Annotated in this window: 18 protein-coding genes; 6 read left to right on the forward strand and 12 right to left on the reverse strand. The window is 74.3% G+C overall.

Annotation, left to right across the window (positions count from 1 at the left end; all coding sequences use genetic code 11):
* Positions 1-180 precede the first annotated feature (180 nt).
* Positions 181-1,101 carry a MerR family transcriptional regulator gene (locus CKY47_RS00510; RefSeq protein ID WP_306743588.1) on the reverse strand — a complete coding sequence of 307 codons (921 nt, stop codon included), beginning with the start codon at positions 1,099-1,101 and terminating at the stop codon, positions 181-183.
* 244 nt (positions 1,102-1,345) lie between these two features.
* Here CKY47_RS00510 and CKY47_RS00515 point away from each other — a divergent pair, with 244 nt between their 5' ends.
* Positions 1,346-1,642: a WhiB family transcriptional regulator gene (locus CKY47_RS00515; RefSeq protein ID WP_306743589.1), complete on the forward strand. Its 297-nt coding sequence runs from the start codon at positions 1,346-1,348 to the stop codon at positions 1,640-1,642.
* Positions 1,643-1,737: 95 nt separating this feature from the next.
* On the opposite strand, the gene groL is transcribed toward CKY47_RS00515, so the two are convergent.
* The 6 genes from groL to tsaB form a co-directional block, all read right to left on the reverse strand.
* Positions 1,738-3,360, reverse strand: a complete 1,623-nt coding sequence (gene groL, locus CKY47_RS00520; RefSeq protein ID WP_306743590.1) for a chaperonin GroEL — start codon at positions 3,358-3,360, stop codon at positions 1,738-1,740.
* Positions 3,361-3,440: 80 nt separating this feature from the next.
* The gene (gene groES / locus CKY47_RS00525) at positions 3,441-3,734 is read right to left on the reverse strand and encodes a co-chaperone GroES (protein ID WP_033428811.1); all 294 of its coding nucleotides are present in this window, start codon (positions 3,732-3,734) and stop codon (positions 3,441-3,443) included.
* A gap of 145 nt (positions 3,735-3,879) precedes the next feature.
* Positions 3,880-4,038: a hypothetical protein gene (locus CKY47_RS00530; RefSeq protein WP_306743591.1), complete on the reverse strand. Its 159-nt coding sequence runs from the start codon at positions 4,036-4,038 to the stop codon at positions 3,880-3,882.
* Between the two features lie 170 nt (positions 4,039-4,208).
* On the reverse strand, positions 4,209-5,261 hold the full coding sequence (tsaD, locus tag CKY47_RS00535; RefSeq protein ID WP_306743592.1) for a tRNA (adenosine(37)-N6)-threonylcarbamoyltransferase complex transferase subunit TsaD: 1,053 nt from the start codon (positions 5,259-5,261) through the stop codon (positions 4,209-4,211).
* Positions 5,254-5,712: a ribosomal protein S18-alanine N-acetyltransferase gene (gene rimI / locus CKY47_RS00540; RefSeq protein WP_306743593.1), complete on the reverse strand. Its 459-nt coding sequence runs from the start codon at positions 5,710-5,712 to the stop codon at positions 5,254-5,256. The genes tsaD and rimI overlap by 8 nt, the downstream gene beginning before the upstream one ends.
* Positions 5,709-6,383 carry a tRNA (adenosine(37)-N6)-threonylcarbamoyltransferase complex dimerization subunit type 1 TsaB gene (gene tsaB, locus CKY47_RS00545; protein WP_306744509.1) on the reverse strand — a complete coding sequence of 225 codons (675 nt, stop codon included), beginning with the start codon at positions 6,381-6,383 and terminating at the stop codon, positions 5,709-5,711. The genes rimI and tsaB overlap by 4 nt, the downstream gene beginning before the upstream one ends.
* Before the next feature lie 102 nt (positions 6,384-6,485).
* Here tsaB and CKY47_RS00550 point away from each other — a divergent pair, with 102 nt between their 5' ends.
* Genes CKY47_RS00550 through CKY47_RS00565 form a run of 4 tightly spaced genes read left to right on the forward strand, consistent with a single transcriptional unit; the run spans position 6,486 to position 9,742 of the window.
* Positions 6,486-6,857, forward strand: coding sequence for a MerR family transcriptional regulator (locus CKY47_RS00550; RefSeq protein WP_306743594.1), 372 nt, complete (start codon positions 6,486-6,488; stop codon positions 6,855-6,857).
* Entirely contained in the window at positions 6,845-7,159 is a 315-nt protein-coding gene (locus tag CKY47_RS00555; RefSeq protein ID WP_371320590.1) for a thioredoxin family protein, read from the forward strand. The genes CKY47_RS00550 and CKY47_RS00555 overlap by 13 nt, the downstream gene beginning before the upstream one ends.
* Positions 7,160-7,193: 34 nt before the next feature.
* Positions 7,194-8,519 carry an acyl-CoA synthetase gene (locus CKY47_RS00560; protein WP_306743595.1) on the forward strand — a complete coding sequence of 442 codons (1,326 nt, stop codon included), beginning with the start codon at positions 7,194-7,196 and terminating at the stop codon, positions 8,517-8,519.
* A complete protein-coding gene (locus CKY47_RS00565; protein WP_306743596.1) occupies positions 8,516-9,742 on the forward strand; it encodes a carboxyl transferase domain-containing protein in 1,227 nt (408 codons plus the stop codon). The genes CKY47_RS00560 and CKY47_RS00565 overlap by 4 nt, the downstream gene beginning before the upstream one ends.
* Positions 9,743-9,750: 8 nt before the next feature.
* On the opposite strand, the gene tsaE is transcribed toward CKY47_RS00565, so the two are convergent.
* The 5 genes from tsaE to glmS all read right to left on the reverse strand — a co-directional run bounded on the left by tsaE (position 9,751) and on the right by glmS (position 15,900).
* Positions 9,751-10,200 (reverse strand): tRNA (adenosine(37)-N6)-threonylcarbamoyltransferase complex ATPase subunit type 1 TsaE, encoded by a 450-nt coding sequence (gene tsaE, locus CKY47_RS00570; protein ID WP_306744511.1) that lies wholly within the window; start codon positions 10,198-10,200, stop codon positions 9,751-9,753.
* A gap of 5 nt (positions 10,201-10,205) precedes the next feature.
* Complete coding sequence (locus CKY47_RS00575; RefSeq protein ID WP_371320591.1) at positions 10,206-11,309, reverse strand: alpha/beta fold hydrolase; 1,104 nt, start codon at positions 11,307-11,309, stop codon at positions 10,206-10,208.
* Positions 11,306-12,418, reverse strand: coding sequence for an alanine racemase (alr, locus tag CKY47_RS00580; protein ID WP_371320592.1), 1,113 nt, complete (start codon positions 12,416-12,418; stop codon positions 11,306-11,308). The genes CKY47_RS00575 and alr overlap by 4 nt, the downstream gene beginning before the upstream one ends.
* Before the next feature lie 199 nt (positions 12,419-12,617).
* Entirely contained in the window at positions 12,618-14,021 is a 1,404-nt protein-coding gene (locus CKY47_RS00585) for an NAD(P)H-hydrate dehydratase (RefSeq protein ID WP_306743598.1), read from the reverse strand.
* Positions 14,022-14,037: 16 nt separating this feature from the next.
* Positions 14,038-15,900 (reverse strand): glutamine--fructose-6-phosphate transaminase (isomerizing), encoded by a 1,863-nt coding sequence (gene glmS, locus CKY47_RS00590; RefSeq protein WP_306743599.1) that lies wholly within the window; start codon positions 15,898-15,900, stop codon positions 14,038-14,040.
* A 135-nt stretch (positions 15,901-16,035) separates the two neighbouring features.
* On the opposite strand from glmS, the gene CKY47_RS00595 reads away from it, so the two are divergent.
* Complete coding sequence (locus CKY47_RS00595) at positions 16,036-16,851, forward strand: dienelactone hydrolase family protein (protein WP_306743600.1); 816 nt, start codon at positions 16,036-16,038, stop codon at positions 16,849-16,851.
* Positions 16,852-16,865 lie beyond the last annotated feature (14 nt).

Here is a 16,865-nt window from a genome sequence, read left to right on the forward strand (position 1 = left end):
GACCCCGAACGCAGAACCCACCGAACCCGGACGTACGACTCACCGGCCCCGGACGTACGACTCGCGCGACCTGGACGTACGACTCGCGCGAGAGTCCAACGTCCGGGTCGCGCGAGTCGTACGTCCGGGGGCCCTGAGTCCTACGTTGGGGGGCCTGGGTTCTGCGTTCGAGGGCCTCGGTCAGGGGTGGCAGACGGCGCGTTCCACGGCGGTCGCCGCCGCGGCCGGGTCGGTCGCGCGCTCCACCGGGTGGGGCACGACGCCGCGCTGCCAGCCCGGGCCGCCCGCGAGGACGCGGAACTGCTGGCGCGTGCGGGGCAGGGCGGCGAGCACGGCCGGGTCGGCGTAGCGGGGCAGGTGGGCCCACAGGACCACGGCGGCGGGGGCGGTGCGGCGGACCGCGGCGACCAGGGCGGTCACGGGGAGGGCCGGGCCCAGGTTGCGGACGTCCACACCCCGGCGGGCCAGCTCGGCGGACAGGGGGTGGAGGGGCAGGTCGTGCCGCTCACCGGGGGCGCAGGCGAGGAGGACCGGTCGGTGGTTGCGGGGTTCGGTGACGATCGGCGCGACTCGGGCGAGGGTCGCCCGGACGCACTCCTCCAGCAGGTGCGACACCTCCGCGCCCGCCCCCGAGGGCTCCCGGCGGGCGGCGACCGCCGCCAGGACCGGGCTGATCACCCCGGTCCAGGTGGTCAGCACCCCGTCGGCCTCCACCGCATCGGCCAGGAGGGTCTGCGCGGCCGCCTGGTCCAACGCCACCACGGCACGGGCCAGGCCCCTGGCCGGGCGGTTCGCGCCGCGGAGGCGCAGGGCGCCACGGCCGGGCGGTGGCGGGGTGGCCGGCGACGCGGGGACGGGGGCGGAGAGGGCGTACTCGGCGGCTTCGGCGGACGACGCCCCGCGCAGGAGCGCCTGCTGCATCAGCTCCAGGCGGGCCACGTCGCGTGGCGCGTACTTGCGGTGTCGCCCGGTTGTGTGATCACCAGGTCCGAGGCCGTAGCGGCGGTCCCAAGTGCGGAGCGTGGCCGGCGCCACGCCCAGCCGGCGGGCCACCGCCGCCACCGACAGGGTCAGCGGGTGCTCCGGATCACCTTCTGCCACAACGCTTCCCCCCTCTCCCGCGGGCGGGGTGGCGGCGTGGTCGGGGGGCGTGGTCACGCCGCCATCGTCCGTTCACCCGAAGTCACCGGCAAGTCCGGGTTTCAACCGAATTCCAACACCCTTCGAATGAATTGACGCCCATACGTCCTCCGCCCCCTTGAACAAGCTTTGGCGCGGTTCTACGGTGGATCATCGTTAAGCCGAATGGAGCAGTTCAGGGCCATGGGCCAAGGAGGCGGTCTCGATGGCGGACACCCGTAGGCTTCCCGGTCCCAACGCGGATTTGTGGGACTGGCAGATGCGCGGCTCGTGCCGCGGGATGGACAGCGCGTTCTTCTTCCACCCGGACGGTGAACGCGGCCCGGCACGGGCACGGCGGGAGGCGCGGGCGAAAGCCGTGTGCCTGTCGTGCCCGGTGCTGGAGATGTGCCGGCGGCACGCACTGGCGGTGCAGGAACCGTACGGGATCTGGGGAGGGCTCTCGGAATCCGAACGGGACGGCATCATCAAGGCCAGGAAGCGGCACCTGACGCCGGCCTGAGGGCCGGGTCGGACGCGCGGCGCGGAACGAAGAGGGGCGGCACCCGGTCGGGTGCCGCCCCTCTGCCCGGCTCGGATCGAGCCCCGAGTCGGACCTCAGTGGCCGTGGCCGTGACCGTGGCCGTTGCCGGCCGCGGCGGGCTCGTCCTCCTTCTTCTCCACGACGGCGCTCTCCGTGGTGAGCACCATGCGCGCGATCGACGCGGCGTTGGAGACCGCGGAGCGGGTCACCTTCACCGGGTCGATGATCCCGGCCTCCAGCAGGTCGCCGTAGGTCAGGGTGGCGGCGTTGAGGCCGAAGCCCCAGTCGCCCTCGCGCACCTTGTTGACCACGACGGCGCCTTCGAGGCCCGCGTTCGCGGCGATCCAGAACAGGGCCGAGCCCAGCGCCTCGCGGACGATGGCGACACCGGTCGCCTCGTCGCCCGACAGGTCGAGGCCGTTGTCGAGGACCTTGGCGGCGTGGATCAGCGCGGAGCCGCCACCGGGGACGATGCCCTCCTCCACCGCGGCCTTGGTCGCCGCGACGGCGTCCTCGATGCGGTGCTTGCGCTCCTTGAGCTCGGTCTCGGTGGCCGCGCCGACCTTGATGACGGCGATGCCGCCGGACAGCTTGGCCAGCCGCTCCTGGAGCTTCTCGCGGTCCCAGTCGGAGTCGGTGGCCTCGATCTCGCGGCGCAGCTGCTCCGCGCGACCGGCCACGTCGGCCTTGGTGCCGCCGCCGTCGACGATGGTCGTGTTGTCCTTGGAGACCACGACGCGGCGGGCGGAGCCCAGCACGTCGAGACCCGCCTCGGACAGCTTCAGGCCGACCTCGGCCGCGATGACCTGGCCGCCGGTGACGACCGCGAGGTCGTCCAGGAACGCCTTGCGGCGGTCGCCGAAGTACGGCGCCTTGACCGCGACCACGCGCAGCGTCTTGCGCAGGGCGTTGACCACCAGGGTGGACAGCGCCTCGCCCTCGACGTCCTCGGCGACGATGACCAGCGGCTTGCCGGCCTCGGCGACCTTCTCCAGGATCGGGAGCAGGTCGGCCAGCGCCGAGATCTTCTCGCGGTGCAGCAGGATGCGGGCGTCCTCGAACACCGTCTCCTGGGCTTCGAGGTCGGTGGCGAAGTGCGCCGAGACGTAGCCCTTGTCGAACTGCACGCCCTCGGTGATCTGCAGCTCGGTCGCCATCGAGGAGGACTCCTCGACGGTGATCACGCCGTCCTCGCCGACCTTCTCGATGGCCTCGCCGAGCAGCGCGCCGATCGACTCGTCGCGGGACGACACGGTGCCGACCTGGGCGATGTTGTCGCGGCCCTTGACCGGGGTGGCCTTGCCCTTGAGGGCGTCCACGACGGCGTCGGCGGCGGCCTGGATGCCGACCCCGAGCGACATGGGGTTGGCGCCGGCGGCCACGTTGCGCAGGCCGACCCGGACCATGGCCTGGGCCAGCACGGTCGCGGTGGTGGTGCCGTCACCGGCGACGTCGTTGGTCTTGGTGGCGACGCTCTTGGCGAGCTGGGCGCCGAGGTTCTCGAACGCGTCGTCCAGCTCGATCTCACGGGCGATGGTGACGCCGTCGTTGGTGACGGTCGGCCCACCGAACTTCTTGTCGAGCACCACGTGCCGGCCGCGCGGACCGAGGGTCACCTTGACCGTGTCCGCGAGCTTGTTCACGCCGCGTTCGAGAGCCCGACGAGCGTCCTCGTCGAAGCTGATCTGCTTGGGCATTGCTTACCTCTCCTGGATGCGAAACGCCCCGGTAGCCCCGGTGATGGGGTCGCCGGGGCGCCTTGCGTGACAGCCGGACGTCAGTTGATGACGGCCAGCACGTCGCGGGCGGAGAGGATGAGGTACTCCTCGCCGTTGTACTTGACCTCGGTGCCGCCGTACTTGGAGTAGATGACGACGTCGCCGACAGCCACGTCCACCGGGACGCGGTTGCCCTTGTCGTCGATCCGGCCGGGGCCGACCGCGAGGACCTTGCCCTCCTGGGGCTTCTCCTTCGCGGTGTCCGGGATCACGAGGCCGGAAGCGGTCGTGGTCTCGGCCTCGCTGGCCTGGACGACGATCTTGTCCTCGAGCGGCTTGATGTTCACGCTCACCGGGCTGACCTCCACGGTCGTCGAAAGCGTTGGCAGGTTGCGTTACGGCTCCTGCCACCCCGCCGTCGCGGGGGTCGGGGCGGTTGCTGGTGCCGTGCATCTAGCACTCTACCCATGCGAGTGCCAACGCTTCAACGACCCCCTGTCACTCGTCCCGGGGACCGAGCCGCGCCACGCCGTCGAGATCGGCGCGGAACCGGTCGAACCCGCGGCGCGGCACCTCGGACGCGCCCTTCAGCGCGACCTCCCGCGCCCGCGGTCGCCCCTCGTGGACCTGCGGAGCGCCGGACTTCCCGCGGAACACCCTGGTTCACCCGTTCGCCACCCGCGTCGACCACGGTGGGCGCCCGACCACCGTTACCGGTGGTGCGGCCCCGGCGGCGGTCTGCGCCGCTGACGCGGGCTCCCCGGAGCCCGACGGCCCTTCGCGCTCGGCGTGGCCTCGGACGGCGCAGGTGGTGGGTCCGACGGGCGTCAGAGGACCTGGATGGTGCCCACCGGCAGGCCGGGCGTGGTGGACAGGTCCATCGGGGACGGCTTCGCGCCCGCCGCGACCAGGTGCGCGCCCAGGGCGGCGATCATCGCGCCGTTGTCGGTGCACAGGCGGGGGCTCGGGACGCGCAGCAGGATGCCCGCCTCGGCGCAGCGCTCCGCCGCCAGGCCGGAGAGGCGCGAGTTGGCCGCCACGCCGCCGGAGATCACCAGGGTGTCCACGCCCAGGTCCTTGCACGCCCGGATCGCCTTGGCCGTCAGCACGTCCGCCACGGCCTCCTGGAACGACGCCGCCACGTCGGCCAGCGGGATCTCCTCGCCGGCCCGCTCCTGCCGCTCCACCCACCGCGCGACCGAGGTCTTCAACCCGGAGAACGAGAAGTCGTACTTCGAGTCGCGGGGACCGGTCAGGCCGCGCGGGAACGCGATCGCGCACCCGTTGCCCTGCTTGGCCAGCTTGTCGATGGGCGGGCCGCCGGGGTAGGGCAGGTCCAGCAGCCGGGCCACCTTGTCGTACGCCTCGCCGGCCGCGTCGTCGACGGTCGAGCCGATCTCGGTGATCCGCTCGGCCAGGCCCTCCACCAGCAGCAGCTGCGAGTGGCCGCCGGACACCAGCAGCGCCAGGCAGCGCTTCGGCAGCGGGCCGTGCTGGAGGGTGTCCGCGGCGACGTGCCCGGCCAGGTGGTTCACCCCGAACAGGGGCTTGTCCAGCGCCGCCGCGTACGCCTTGGCCGCCGACACGCCGACCAGCAGCGCGCCCGCGAGGCCCGGTCCGGCGGTGACCGCGATCGAGTGCACGTCCCGCAGCTCGACCCCGGCCTTCTCCACCGCCCGGCGCATGGTCGGGACCATCGCCTCCAGGTGCGCCCGGGACGCGACCTCGGGCACGACGCCGCCGAAGCGGGCGTGCTCCTCGACGCTGGACGCGACCTCGTCGGCCAGCAGTTCCATCGCGCCGTCCGGGCCGAGCCGGACGATGCCGACGCCGGTCTCGTCGCACGAGCTCTCGATACCGAGGATGAGCCGGTCAGTCACGGTTCGCGGGCCTTCCCATCGTGTACGCGTCGGCGCCCGACGGCTGGTAGTAGCGGCGGCGCAGGCCGAGGTGCTCGAACCCGTGCGCCAGGTAGAGGTTGATGGCGGTCGCGTTGTCGGTCCGCACCTCCAGGAACACCGGGAGGCCGGTCTCGTCCGCCTTGGCCAGCAGGGTGCGCAGCAGCGCCTTGCCGACGCCCGTGCCCTGCTGCCCGGCGACCACGGCGATGGTGTGCACGCTCGCCTCGAAGTCGGTCAGGCCCAGCCCGGCGTACCCGATCAGGACGCCGTCGAGGTACGCGCCGACGTAGAAGGCGCCGTTGTCCAGCTCGCTGCGGAACGCGCCCTCGCTCCACGGGTCGTCGCCGGGGAACAGGTCCTGCTCGATCCGCGCGCACCGCGGCGCGTCCTCGCGCCGCAGCGGGGCGATCGTGACGGTGCCGGTGCTCACCCCTTGGTCACCCGCTTGCGGCCGGCCGGTTCGACGGCGTCGGGTCGGCGCAGGTAGAGCGGGGTGAGGGCGGCCGGGCGGGCGCCGGCCAGCAGCTCCTCCGCCGCGGCGGCCACCAGCGACACCGGCGACGGGTAGCGCGCCGCCACGACCGGCAGGCCGAGCACGTCGGCGTACAGCGAGGCGCCCTCGCCCGCGGCCGAGGCGACGGCGGGCAGCTTGGCGGCCAGGTCGGCCGGCCGGTCCACGTGCGGGCCGTCGGTGCGCCGCCCGGCCGCGTCGTAGGCGGCCCAGTAGACCTCCTTGCGGCGGGCGTCGGTGGCCACCAGCAGCGGCTTGCCGGTCGCCGCGTCCAGCGCGACGGCGTCGGGCGTGGGCACCGGGTACACCGGCCGGTTGAGCGCCTGGCCGAGCGCGGCGGCGGTGACCAGGCCGACGCGCAGGCCGGTGAACGGCCCGGGGCCCGAACCGCACACGACGGCGTCGAGGTCGGCGAGGGTGCGACCGGCTTCCGCCAGCGCCTCCTGGAGGTGCGGGGTGAGCAGCTCGCCGTGCGCCTTCGCGTTGACCGTCACCCGCTCGGCGAGCAGTCGCGGGGGCGAGTCGGGGGTCAGTTCCACGACACCGGCCGTCACGGCGGGGGTCGCGGTGTCCAAGGCGAGCACCAGCACAACGGTCAAGGATAGAGGTCCCCCCGGCCGCCCGGGACTCGGTGACCCGGTGCGCGGCCCACACTGGACTTGACGTCCACGTCAAGTCGGAGGATCGGCACCGTGCGCATCGGAGAACTGGCGCGGCGGGGTGGGACGACCACCCGTGCGCTGCGCTACTACGAGTCCCTGGGCCTGCTGCCGGACCGGCGCGGGGCGAACGGGCAGCGGGAGTACGACGAGGACGACCTGCGGCTGGTCGTCGAGATCCGCTCGCTGACCGGCATCGGCTTCACCCTGGAGGACACCCGGCCGTTCGTGCAGTGCCTGCGCGACGGGCACGCCGGCGGTGACGCCTGCCCGGCGTCGGTCGCGGTGTACCGGCGCAAGCTCGCCGAGCTGGACGAGTGCCTCGCCCGGCTCGGCGAGGCCAGGGAACGGGTGCGCGCGCAGTTGGAGGACGCCGAGCGGAGGAGCAGACCGTGCGCACGCTGACCGAACTGACCGACGACACGTTCGCCGAGGGGGTGGCCACCGGGACCGTGCTGGTGGAGTTCCGGGCCGACTGGTGCCCGCCGTGCCGGATGCTCGAACCGGTGCTCGTGGAGATCGACGCCGAGCGCGACGACCTGACCGTGGTGAAGCTCGACACGGACCGGAACCCGCGCACGGCGCGCGACCAGCGGATCATGTCCGCGCCCACGCTCCAGCTCTACAAGGACGGCGAACTGGTGGCCCAGGTCGTCGGCGCACGGCCGAAGATCCACCTGATGGCGTGGCTCGAACCACACTTGTGATACGCCAGGCGGTCCGGCCGGTCACTGTGGGTGGATGCTGCTGCCGGCGTTGGCCTCACCGTCGTCGAAGACCGCCCTGCGCTTCCCCGGACGGGAGCTGACCTACGAGCGGTTGGCCGACGAGGCCCGCCGCGTCGCGCACGGGGTGCGCGGGATGCGGCGGGTCGCCGTGTGGGCGCGGAACACGCCCGAGACGTGCGTGGCGGTCGTCGGCGCGCTGCTCGCGGGCGTGCCCGTGGTGCCGCTGAACCCGAAGCTCGGCGAGCGCGAGCTGGCGCACGTCCTCGCCGACAGCGCGCCCGACCTGGTCGTGGACGACGAGCTGCCGTCCGGGCCGTCGGGCGACCTGCCCGAGCCGGACGCCGAGGCGCCCGCGCTGATCGTCTACACCAGCGGCACGACCGGGCCGCCGAAGGGCGTGGTGCTGCCGCGCCGGGCGCTGGCCACCAACCTCGACGCGCTGGCCTCGGCGTGGGCGTGGACCGCCGACGACGTCGTGGTGCACGGCCTGCCGCTGTTCCACGTGCACGGCCTCGTCGTCGGCGTGCTGGGACCGCTGCGGCGCGGCGGCACCGCGCACCACCTCGGGTCGTTCGGCGTCGCGGGCGCGGCGGCGGCGCTGGAGGCAGGCGGCACGATGCTGTTCGGCGTCCCGACGATGTACCACCGGATCGCGAACGAGCCGGAGCACGCGGCGGCGTTCGCCCGCGCCCGGCTGCTGGTGTCCGGTTCGGCCGCGCTGCCCGCGAGCGTGCACGAGCGCGTCGAGCGGCTGACCGGGCAGCGCGTCGTGGAGCGGTACGGCATGACCGAGACCCTGATGAACACCAGCGTCCGCGTGGACGGCGACCGGCGGCCCGGCGCGGTGGGCCCGCCGCTGCCCGGCGTGGAGCTGCGGGTCGTCGGCGACGAACCCGGCGAGATCGAGGTGCGCGGCCCGAACCTGTTCCTGGAGTACCTGAACCGGCCCGACGCGACCGCCGAGGCGTTCCACGACGGCTGGTTCCGCACCGGGGACCTCGCCGTGGTCGACGCCGACGGGTACGTCCGGATCGTCGGCCGCCGGGCCACCGACCTGATCAAGAGCGGCGGCTACAGGATCGGCGCGGGCGAGATCGAGAACGCGCTGCTGGAGCACCCCGCCGTGGCCGAGGTCGCGGTGACCGGCGAACCGGACGAGGACCTGGGCGAACGGGTCGTGGCCTGGGTGGTGGCGCGCGGGGAGGCGCCCGCCCCGGAGGAGCTGGGCGACCACGTGGCGCGACTGCTGTCGCCGCACAAGCGCCCGCGCGTCGTGCGGTACGTGGACGCGCTGCCGCGCAACGACCTGGGCAAGGTGCTGAAGCGGGAGCTGCGGTGAACGCGCCCGACCCCCTGGGTTGGCCGGGGTACCGGGACCAGGTGGCGCGGGCCCGGGAGCGGACGGGCGGCGTCGAGTCGGTGTCGTGGCGGCGGACCCGGCGCGCGGTGGAGGTCGTGTTCGACTTCCGGTTCCTCGGCGGGTCGGTCGGCACGGCCACCGGCGACGTGGTCGAGGCGGCGTTCGGGCAGGCGCGGGCCGCGGGCCTGCCGGTCGTGTCGCGGATCTCCACCGGCGGCAGCCGGATGCAGGAGGGGATGCTGTCGCTGCGGCAGCTCCAGCGGGTGGCGGCGCTGTGCGCGCGGCACCGCGCGGCCGGCCTGCCGCACGTGTCGGTGCTGGGCGACCCGACGACCGGCGGCCTGTGGGCGTCGCTCGGCGCGGGCGCGGACTACGTGATCGCGGTGGCCGGGGCGCAGGTCGGGTTCGCGGGCAGCAGGGTGCGCCCGGCCGACGACCCCGCCTACACCGCCGAGGGGCAGTTCGCGGCGGGCGCGGTCGACCTCGTGGCGGAGCCGGGCGACGTGGACGCGCTGGTCGCCGCGGTCCTCGAACTGCTGACCCGGGGCGACGCCGTCCCCGCCGAGGTGCCCCGCGCCCTGGGCGCCGAGGACCTGCCCGCGGACGGGTGGGACGCGGTGCTGCGGGCGCGCGCCCCGGAACGCCCCCGCGCGGCCCGGTACCTCGACGACTACTTCGACCTCCGGGTGCCGGTCAACGGCGACCGGGCCGGGGGCGTGGACCCGGGGGTGCTGTGCGGCATCGGCCTGCGGGGCGAGCGGCCCGTCGCGTTCGCCGCGCAGACCGGCACGGCCACCACGCCGGCCGGGTTCCGCACCGCGTCCCGGCTGATCCGGCTGGCCGAGCGGTTCGCGCTGCCCGTGCTCACGCTGGTCGACACGCCCGGCGCGGCCAACGACCCGGCCGCCGAGCGCGCGGGCGTCGGCCCGGCCATCGCCGAGCTGTTCACCGTCGTCGCCGAGAGCCGCGTGCCCGTCACGACCCTGGTGATCGGCGAGGGCGGCTCCGGCGGCGCGCTCGCGCTGGCCTCGCCCGAGCACACGTGGATCACGCCCGACGCCTACTTCTCGGTGATCGCGCCGGAACTGGCGGCGAACATCCTCAAGCGCGACGACGTGCCCGCGCTCGCCGACGACCTGCGGCTGCGGCCGCAGGACCTGGTCGAGCTGGGCGTGGTGCGCGGGATCGCGTCACACGGGTAGCCCGCGGGTCACACCGGAAGTTCCCGCTCGACCCACGCGCCGTGCGGGCTCAGGTGCGCGACCCGCACGTCGTCGTCGCGCCGCTCCAGGGTGATGAGCAGGTGGTCCTCGTTGAGGCGCTCGGCCACGCCCTCGCCCCACTCGACGGCGACCACCGCGTCCACCAGGTCGGTGTCCAGGTCGAGGTCGTCCAGCTCGTCGAGGTGCCCGCCGAGCCGGTAGGCGTCCACGTGCACCAGTGCCACGCCCCGGCCGCCCGGCGCGGGGTCGTGCACCCGGGCGATGACGAACGTCGGCGAGCTGACCCGCCCCGTCACGCCCAGGCCCGCGGCGAGGCCGCGCACCAGCGCCGTCTTGCCCGCGCCCAGCGGACCGGACAGCAGCACGAGGTCGCCACCCCGCACCAGCCCGCCCAGCCTGCGCCCGAAGTCCTCGGTGTCCGCCACCTCGGGGAGCATCACGCTCACGCCCGTCGCCACCACTGCCGACCGCCCTCCGATCGTTCGGCGGCACTGCGCCGAACCAGACCGACCAGGTGCCCGGTGACCAGGTCTGCCTGCTCCAACATGAGCATGTGGCCCGCGCCGGGCACGCGGACCAGTTCGCCGTGCGGCATCTCCTCGGCCATCCGCTCGGCGTGCGAGAACGGCGTCAGCTTGTCCGCGTCGCCGCTGATCACCAGCACCTCGCAGTGCCGCAGGCCGGCCAGCGCCTTGTAGCGGTTGTGCGTGCCGAGGGTCTCCAGGAACTCGGTGAGCGCCTGCACGGTGACGCCGTTGATCATCCTGCCCATCAGGTCGACCATCGACGGGCTGACGTGCCGGTCGCCGAACGCCAGGGTCCGGATGCCGCTCCAGGTGAGCGTCGAGGCGCGTCGCCGCACCCACTCGACCAGGCCCGGCTGGAGGCCCGCCAGGCGACCGACGCCCAGCGTCACCGGGTTGTGCCGGGACAGCACGGACCTGGGCAGCCCCGCGCCGCCGATCTCGCCCGCCGCCGTGCCGACGAGGGCGACGCCGCGCACCCGTTCGGCGAACAGCTCGGGCCGGTGCTCGGCCAGCGCCATGATCGTCATGCCGCCCATCGAGTGCCCGACGAGGACCAGCGGGCCGTTCGGGGCCATGCTGCGGATGACCGCGTCGAGGTCGTGGGCGAGCTGGTCGATCGTGCTGGACCCGGGCGCGGCGCGGCCCGAGCGGCCGTGGCTGCGCTGGTCGTAGAGGACCTGGCGGACCCGCGGGTCGGTGAGCTCCGCCAGGTCGCGGCGCTGGAAGTGCCAGCAGCGGCGGTCGAGGGCGAAGCCGTGCACGAGGACGACGGTGAGGTCGGGCCTGCCGCCGTCCGCGGGATCGACCTCCTCGGCCGACAGCGGCACGCCGTCGTCGGCGGCCACCGTGGACTCGCGGTTCGGGGTGAGCCCGCCCAGCGGTTCGTCGGCGAACGGGTCGTCGGCCTCGCGGTCGTGCGAGACCTTCTTCTGGTTCGCGGCCACGCCGACCGCCACGCCGGTCACGGCGGCGCCGAGGATGCCGCCCGCCCAGCCGACGGCCTTCCACAGCGTGTTCACCGGTACACCCTGGTCACGCGCGGGCGGTACATGCCGGTGACGATCTCGTAGTCGATGGTGCCGGTGGTGTCGGCCCACTCGCGGACCGTGGGCTCGCCGCGCTCGCCGGTGCCGAACAGCACGACCTCGTCGCCCTCGGCGGGCCGGTCGTCGCCGCAGTCGACCACGACCTGGTCCATGCAGACCCGGCCGACGACCGGGCGGCGCCGACCGCCGAGCCACACGTGCATCCGGTTGGACAGGGCGCGCGGCACGCCGTCCGCGTACCCGACGGGGACCAGGGCCAGCGTGGTGTCGGACTTGGCGGTCCAGGTCATGCCGTAGGACACGGACTCGCCGACCCCGATGCGCTTGGTGAGGGCGACGGACGAGCGGAACGTCATCACCGGGCGCAGGTCGGCCGGGACCGGGACCGGGTTGAGGCCGTAGATCGCGATGCCCGGCCGGACGAGGTCGAAGTGCAGGTCCGGGCGGGTGAGGAGGGCGGCGGAGTTGGCCAGGTGGCGGAGCGGGTCCAGGCCGGCGGCGCGGGCCTCGCGGAAGGCGTCGTCGAAGCGCGCGGCCTGGGCGTCGGTGGCCGGGTGGCCGACCTCGTCGGCGACGGCGAGGTGCGACCAGACGGCGTGGACCCGCACGTTGGGGGTCTTGGCGGCCTTCTCGACCAGTTCGGGCCAGTCGGCGGGCGGGCAGCCGCCGCGGGAGAGACCGGTGTCGACCTTGAGGTGCACGCGGGCCGTGCGGCCGGCCCTGGTGGCGGCGTCCGCGATGTCGTCGAGCTGCCGGGGCGAGGACGCCGACAGGTCGATCCCCTGCTCCACGCCGGGCGCGTAGTCCGTTCCGGGCGGGTCGAGCCAGGCGAGGATCGGCGCGGTGAGCCCGGCGGCCCTGAGCCTCAGCGCCTCGTCCAGCGAGCAGGAGCCGAGCCAGGCGGCCCCCGCCTGCACCGCGGCCCTCGCCACCTCCACCGCCCCGTGGCCGTACCCGTCCGCCTTGACGACGGCCATGGTCCCGGCTCCCGGCGCGAGCGCGTCGAGGTGCGCGACGTTGTGCCGGAGGTTGTCGAGGTCGATCACGACCTCAGCGCGAGGAGCAGCCATAACACCGCTCATGGTGACACAACCCGCGAGTCGTGCGTTCAAGCCGGGCGAGTCGTACGTCCAAGCCGCGCGAGTCGTAAGTTCAGGTCCGGTGAGTTTCGTGTTCGGGTCGAGAGGCACTGATCCCGAACGCAGAACCCGGTGCTCCCGACCGTACGACTCGCCCGGCACGAACTTACGACTCGCGCGGGGCGAACGTACGACTCGCGGATCAGGGGGTGCGGGTGGTGCGGGTGGTGCGGATGGCGTCGGGGAGGGCGTGGAGGAGGGCGGAGGCGGGGATGGGAGCCCCGTCGGCGGCCAGGGCGGCGGCGAGGGTGTGGACGCGGGTGGCGCAGGCCGCGGCCAGGGCGGGGTCCAACCCGGCTGCCAGGAGGGAGCCCAGGACGCCCGAGAGGACGTCGCCCGAGCCCGCGGTGGCGGCCCAGGAGTTGCCGGCCCGGTTGACGAGGGTGCGGCCGTCGGGGGACGCGATCACGGTGGCGTGCCCCTTGAGGAGGACCACGGCGTCGAACTTGTCCGCGGCACGTCGGGCGGCGGCCACGCGGTCCTCGCCCACCGGGCCGGCCAGGCGCTCGTACTCGCGGTCGTGCGGGGTCAGGACGAGCGGGGTGTCGGGGTCGCGCGCGTCCCACAGGTCGGGGTTGTTGGCGAGCATGGTGATGGCGTCCGCGTCCGCGCACACCGGGACGCCCGCTTCCAGGACGGTGCGGAGCACCTGCTCGGCCCCCGGGCCGGTGCCGAGCCCCGGACCGACGACCCACGCCTGCACGCGGCCCGCGTCGGTGATCGAGCCCGTGCAGATCGCCTCCGGCCAGTGCGCCCGCACGGCCTCGGCCGCCGGGCCCGCGTAGCGCACCAGTCCCGACGTGGACAGCAGGGACGCTCCGGTGGCCAGCACCGCCGCACCGGGGTAGGTCGACGAACCGGCGGCGACGCCCGTCACGCCCTGCGTGTACTTGTCCGAGTCGGGGCCGGGGACGGGCCAGGCCGCGCCCACGTCCGCCGGGTCGAGTTCGAGCAGGTCGGGACCGGGCAGCGCGTCGGCCAGGCCGATGTCGACCAGCCGCACGTCGCCGCAGTCGGCCAGCGCGTGCACGGGCTTGAGGCAGCCGAACGTCACGGTGGTGTGCGCGCGCACCGCGGGTCCGGCGACGTGACCGGTGTCCGGGTCCACGCCGCTCGGCAGGTCCACGGCCAGCACGGGCGCGTCCAGCCCGGCCACGTGGGCGGCGGCGTCCGGGCGCAGCGGGCCGCGCGCGGACAGGCCGACGATGCCGTCGACGACCAGGTCCACCGGTCCCAGGCGGTCGACGACCCGGCCGCCGGCGCGGCGGAACGCGGCCAGGCCCTCGGCGTGGGCGCGGGACGGCTCGAGCAGCACCGCGGTCACGGCCACGCCCCGCTTGCGCAGGTGGTACCCGGCCCACAGGGCGTCGCCGCCGTTGTTGCCCGCGCCGACCAGCAGGCCGACCCGCCGCCGCCCGGCGAGCAGCTCCGCCGCGACGACGGCCACGCCGAACGCCGCCCGCCGCATCAGCGCGCCCGGCGGCACGGCCGCCATGACGCGTTCCTCCGCCGCCCTGACCCGTGCCGTCGTCCACAGACCCCGCATGGGGGTCAAGCCTGCCCTACTCGACGGTGACGGACTTCGCGAGGTTGCGGGGCTTGTCCACGTCGTACCCGCGGCTGCGGGCGATCTCCGCGGCGAGCACCTGGAGCGGCACGGTGGAGATCAGCGGCTGGAGCAGCGTCGGCACCGCCGGGATCTCGATCAGGTGATCCGCGAACGGCCGCACGGTCTCGTCGCCCTCCTCGGCGATCACGATGGTGCGCGCGCCGCGGGCCTGGATCTCCGAGATGTTGGACACGAGCTTCGAGTGCAGCTGCGCGCGGCCCTCGGGCGACGGCATCACCACGACGACCGGCAGGCCGGGCTCGATCAGCGCGATCGGGCCGTGCTTCAGCTCCCCCGCCGCGAAGCCCTCGGCGTGCATGTACGCCAGTTCCTTGAGCTTGAGCGCGCCTTCGAGCGCCACCGGGTAGCCGACGTGGCGGCCGAGGAACAGCACGGCCTTGGAGTCGGCCAGCTCGCGGCCCAGCGCCCGGACCCGCTCGACGGTGCCGAGCACCTTCTGCACGGCGGCGGGCATGGCCTCCAGCTCGTGGAACTCGCGGGCCACCTCGTCCGGGTACTTGGTGCCGCGCGCCTGCGCCAGGGCCAGGCCGACGAGGTAGTTGGCCGCGATCTGGGCGAGGAACGCCTTGGTCGACGCCACGCCGATCTCGGGCCCGGCGTGCGTGTAGAGCACGGCGTCGGACTCGCGCGGGATCTGCGCGCCGTTCGTGTTGCACACCGCCAGCACGCGGGCCTTCTGCGCGCGGGCGTGCCGCACGGCCTCCAGAGTGTCGGCGGTCTCACCGGACTGGGAGACGGCGACGACGAGGGTGTCGCGGTCGAGCACCGGGTCGCGGTAGCGGAACTCGGACGCCAGCTCGACCTCGACGGGCAGGCGGGTCCAGTGCTCGATGGCGTACTTGGCGACCAGGCCGGAGTGGTAGGCCGAACCGCAGGCCACCACGAACACCTTGTCGACGTCGCGCAGGTCCTGGTCGGACAGCCGCTGCTCGTCGAGCACGATCCGGCCGTCGCGGAAGTGGCCGCGCAGCGTGTTGGCCAGCGCCTCGGGCTGCTCGTCGATCTCCTTGAGCATGAAGTACTCGTGGCCGCCCTTCTCGGCGGCGGACAGGTCCCAGTTGACCGTGAACGGCTTGGCCAGCGCCTCGTCACCGTGGAAGTCGGTCACGGTGTAGCCGTCGCGGTCGATGACCACGACTTGGTCCTGCCCCAGCTCGACGGCCTCGCGGGTGTGCTCGATGAACGCCGACACGTCGCTGGCCACGAACGTCTCGCCGTCCCCGACACCCACGACCAGCGGGGACGAGCGGCGGGCGGCGACGACCAGGTCGGGCTGCTCGGCGTGCGTGACGACGAGGGTGAACGCGCCCTCCAGGCGGCGGACGACGGCGCGCACGCTGGCCGCCAGGTCGCCCTTGGTGTCACCGTCGGCGTAGGCGCGGGCGACGAGGTGGGCGGCGGTCTCGGAGTCCGTGTCGCTCGCCATCTCGACGCCGTCGGCCTCCAGCTCGGCGCGCAGCGCGGCGAAGTTCTCGATGATGCCGTTGTGGACGACCGCGACCTGGCCGGTGACGTCCCGGTGCGGGTGGGAGTTCCGGTCGACCGGCGCCCCGTGCGTGGCCCAGCGGGTGTGGCCCATGCCGGCGGTGCCCGCGAAGCCCTCGCGCCCGACCTCGTCGAGCCGGGCCTCCAGGTTGGTCAGCCGTCCCGCCTTGCGCTCCACGGCCAGGCCGCCCGCGCCGTCGAGGACGGCGACGCCCGCCGAGTCGTAGCCCCGGTACTCCAGTCGCCGCAAACCGTCGAGCACGACGTCCAACGCCGACCGGTGGCCCACATATCCCACGATTCCGCACACGCCGCACAGCGTAACTAGACCAGGAGCATCACCCAAAAGGGCCACCTCAACGCGTTTGCGCAGGTGGGCGTGCGATTTGGTATAGACCAATCGTGAGGTGCGCCCGGGTCCGCTCGATCGACTACCGTTCACGCGGTGAGCGGTTACTCGGCGAAGCAGGTGCTCGACCAGCTCGGCAGGCCCGGCCCGCACCCCGTGCTGCGCGGCGACCTCGCCCTGGTCGGGCTCCCCGGTCTGGTCTACACGCCCGCCTCCGGCCTCGGCCTGCCCGCGGTCGCGTTCGGGCACGGCTGGTTGCAGCCCGTCGAGCGCTACCGGGCGCTCCTGCGGCACCTCGCGTCCTGGGGCGTCGTGGCCGCCGCGCCCGGCACCCAGCGCGGTCCCCTGATGTCCGCCCGCCTGCTCTCCGGGAACCTGCGCACCACCCTCGACGTGCTCACCGGTGTCCGGCTCGGCGACGGCGGGATCAGCGTGGACACCGAGCGCCTGGCCGTGGCGGGGCACTCGATGGGCGGCGGGGCCGCCGTGCTGGCCGCCGCCGACGACAGCCGGGTGCGCGCGGTCGTGACGTTCGCCGCGTCCGAGACCCGACCGTCCGCACTGGACGCCGCCCGCCGCGTCACCGCCGCCGGCCTGCACCTGGCCGCCGGGGAGGACCGCATCGCGCCGCCCGTCGGGCACGCCGAGGCCATCGCCGACGCCTGGCAGGGCCCCGTGCAGCTGCGGTCGCTGCCCGACACCGGCCACCTCGGGTTCGCCGAGGGCAGGCACTGGAGCGAACTGCTCCTCGACGGCAAGGGCGAGCGGTCCACCCAGAGGATCGCGCGAGCGCTGACCACGGCGTTCCTGCTGCGCCTGCTGAAGGGCGAGAAGCAGTGGGACGCCCTGCTCGACCACGACGTCAAGGGCGCCCGGCTCGACCACCAGCGCGGTCCGCTCGCCCGACGCTGAACGCGCGACGGCCC

The organism is Saccharothrix longispora (genome assembly GCF_030852425.1).
Classification (GTDB): domain Bacteria; phylum Actinomycetota; class Actinomycetes; order Mycobacteriales; family Pseudonocardiaceae; genus Actinosynnema; species Actinosynnema longispora.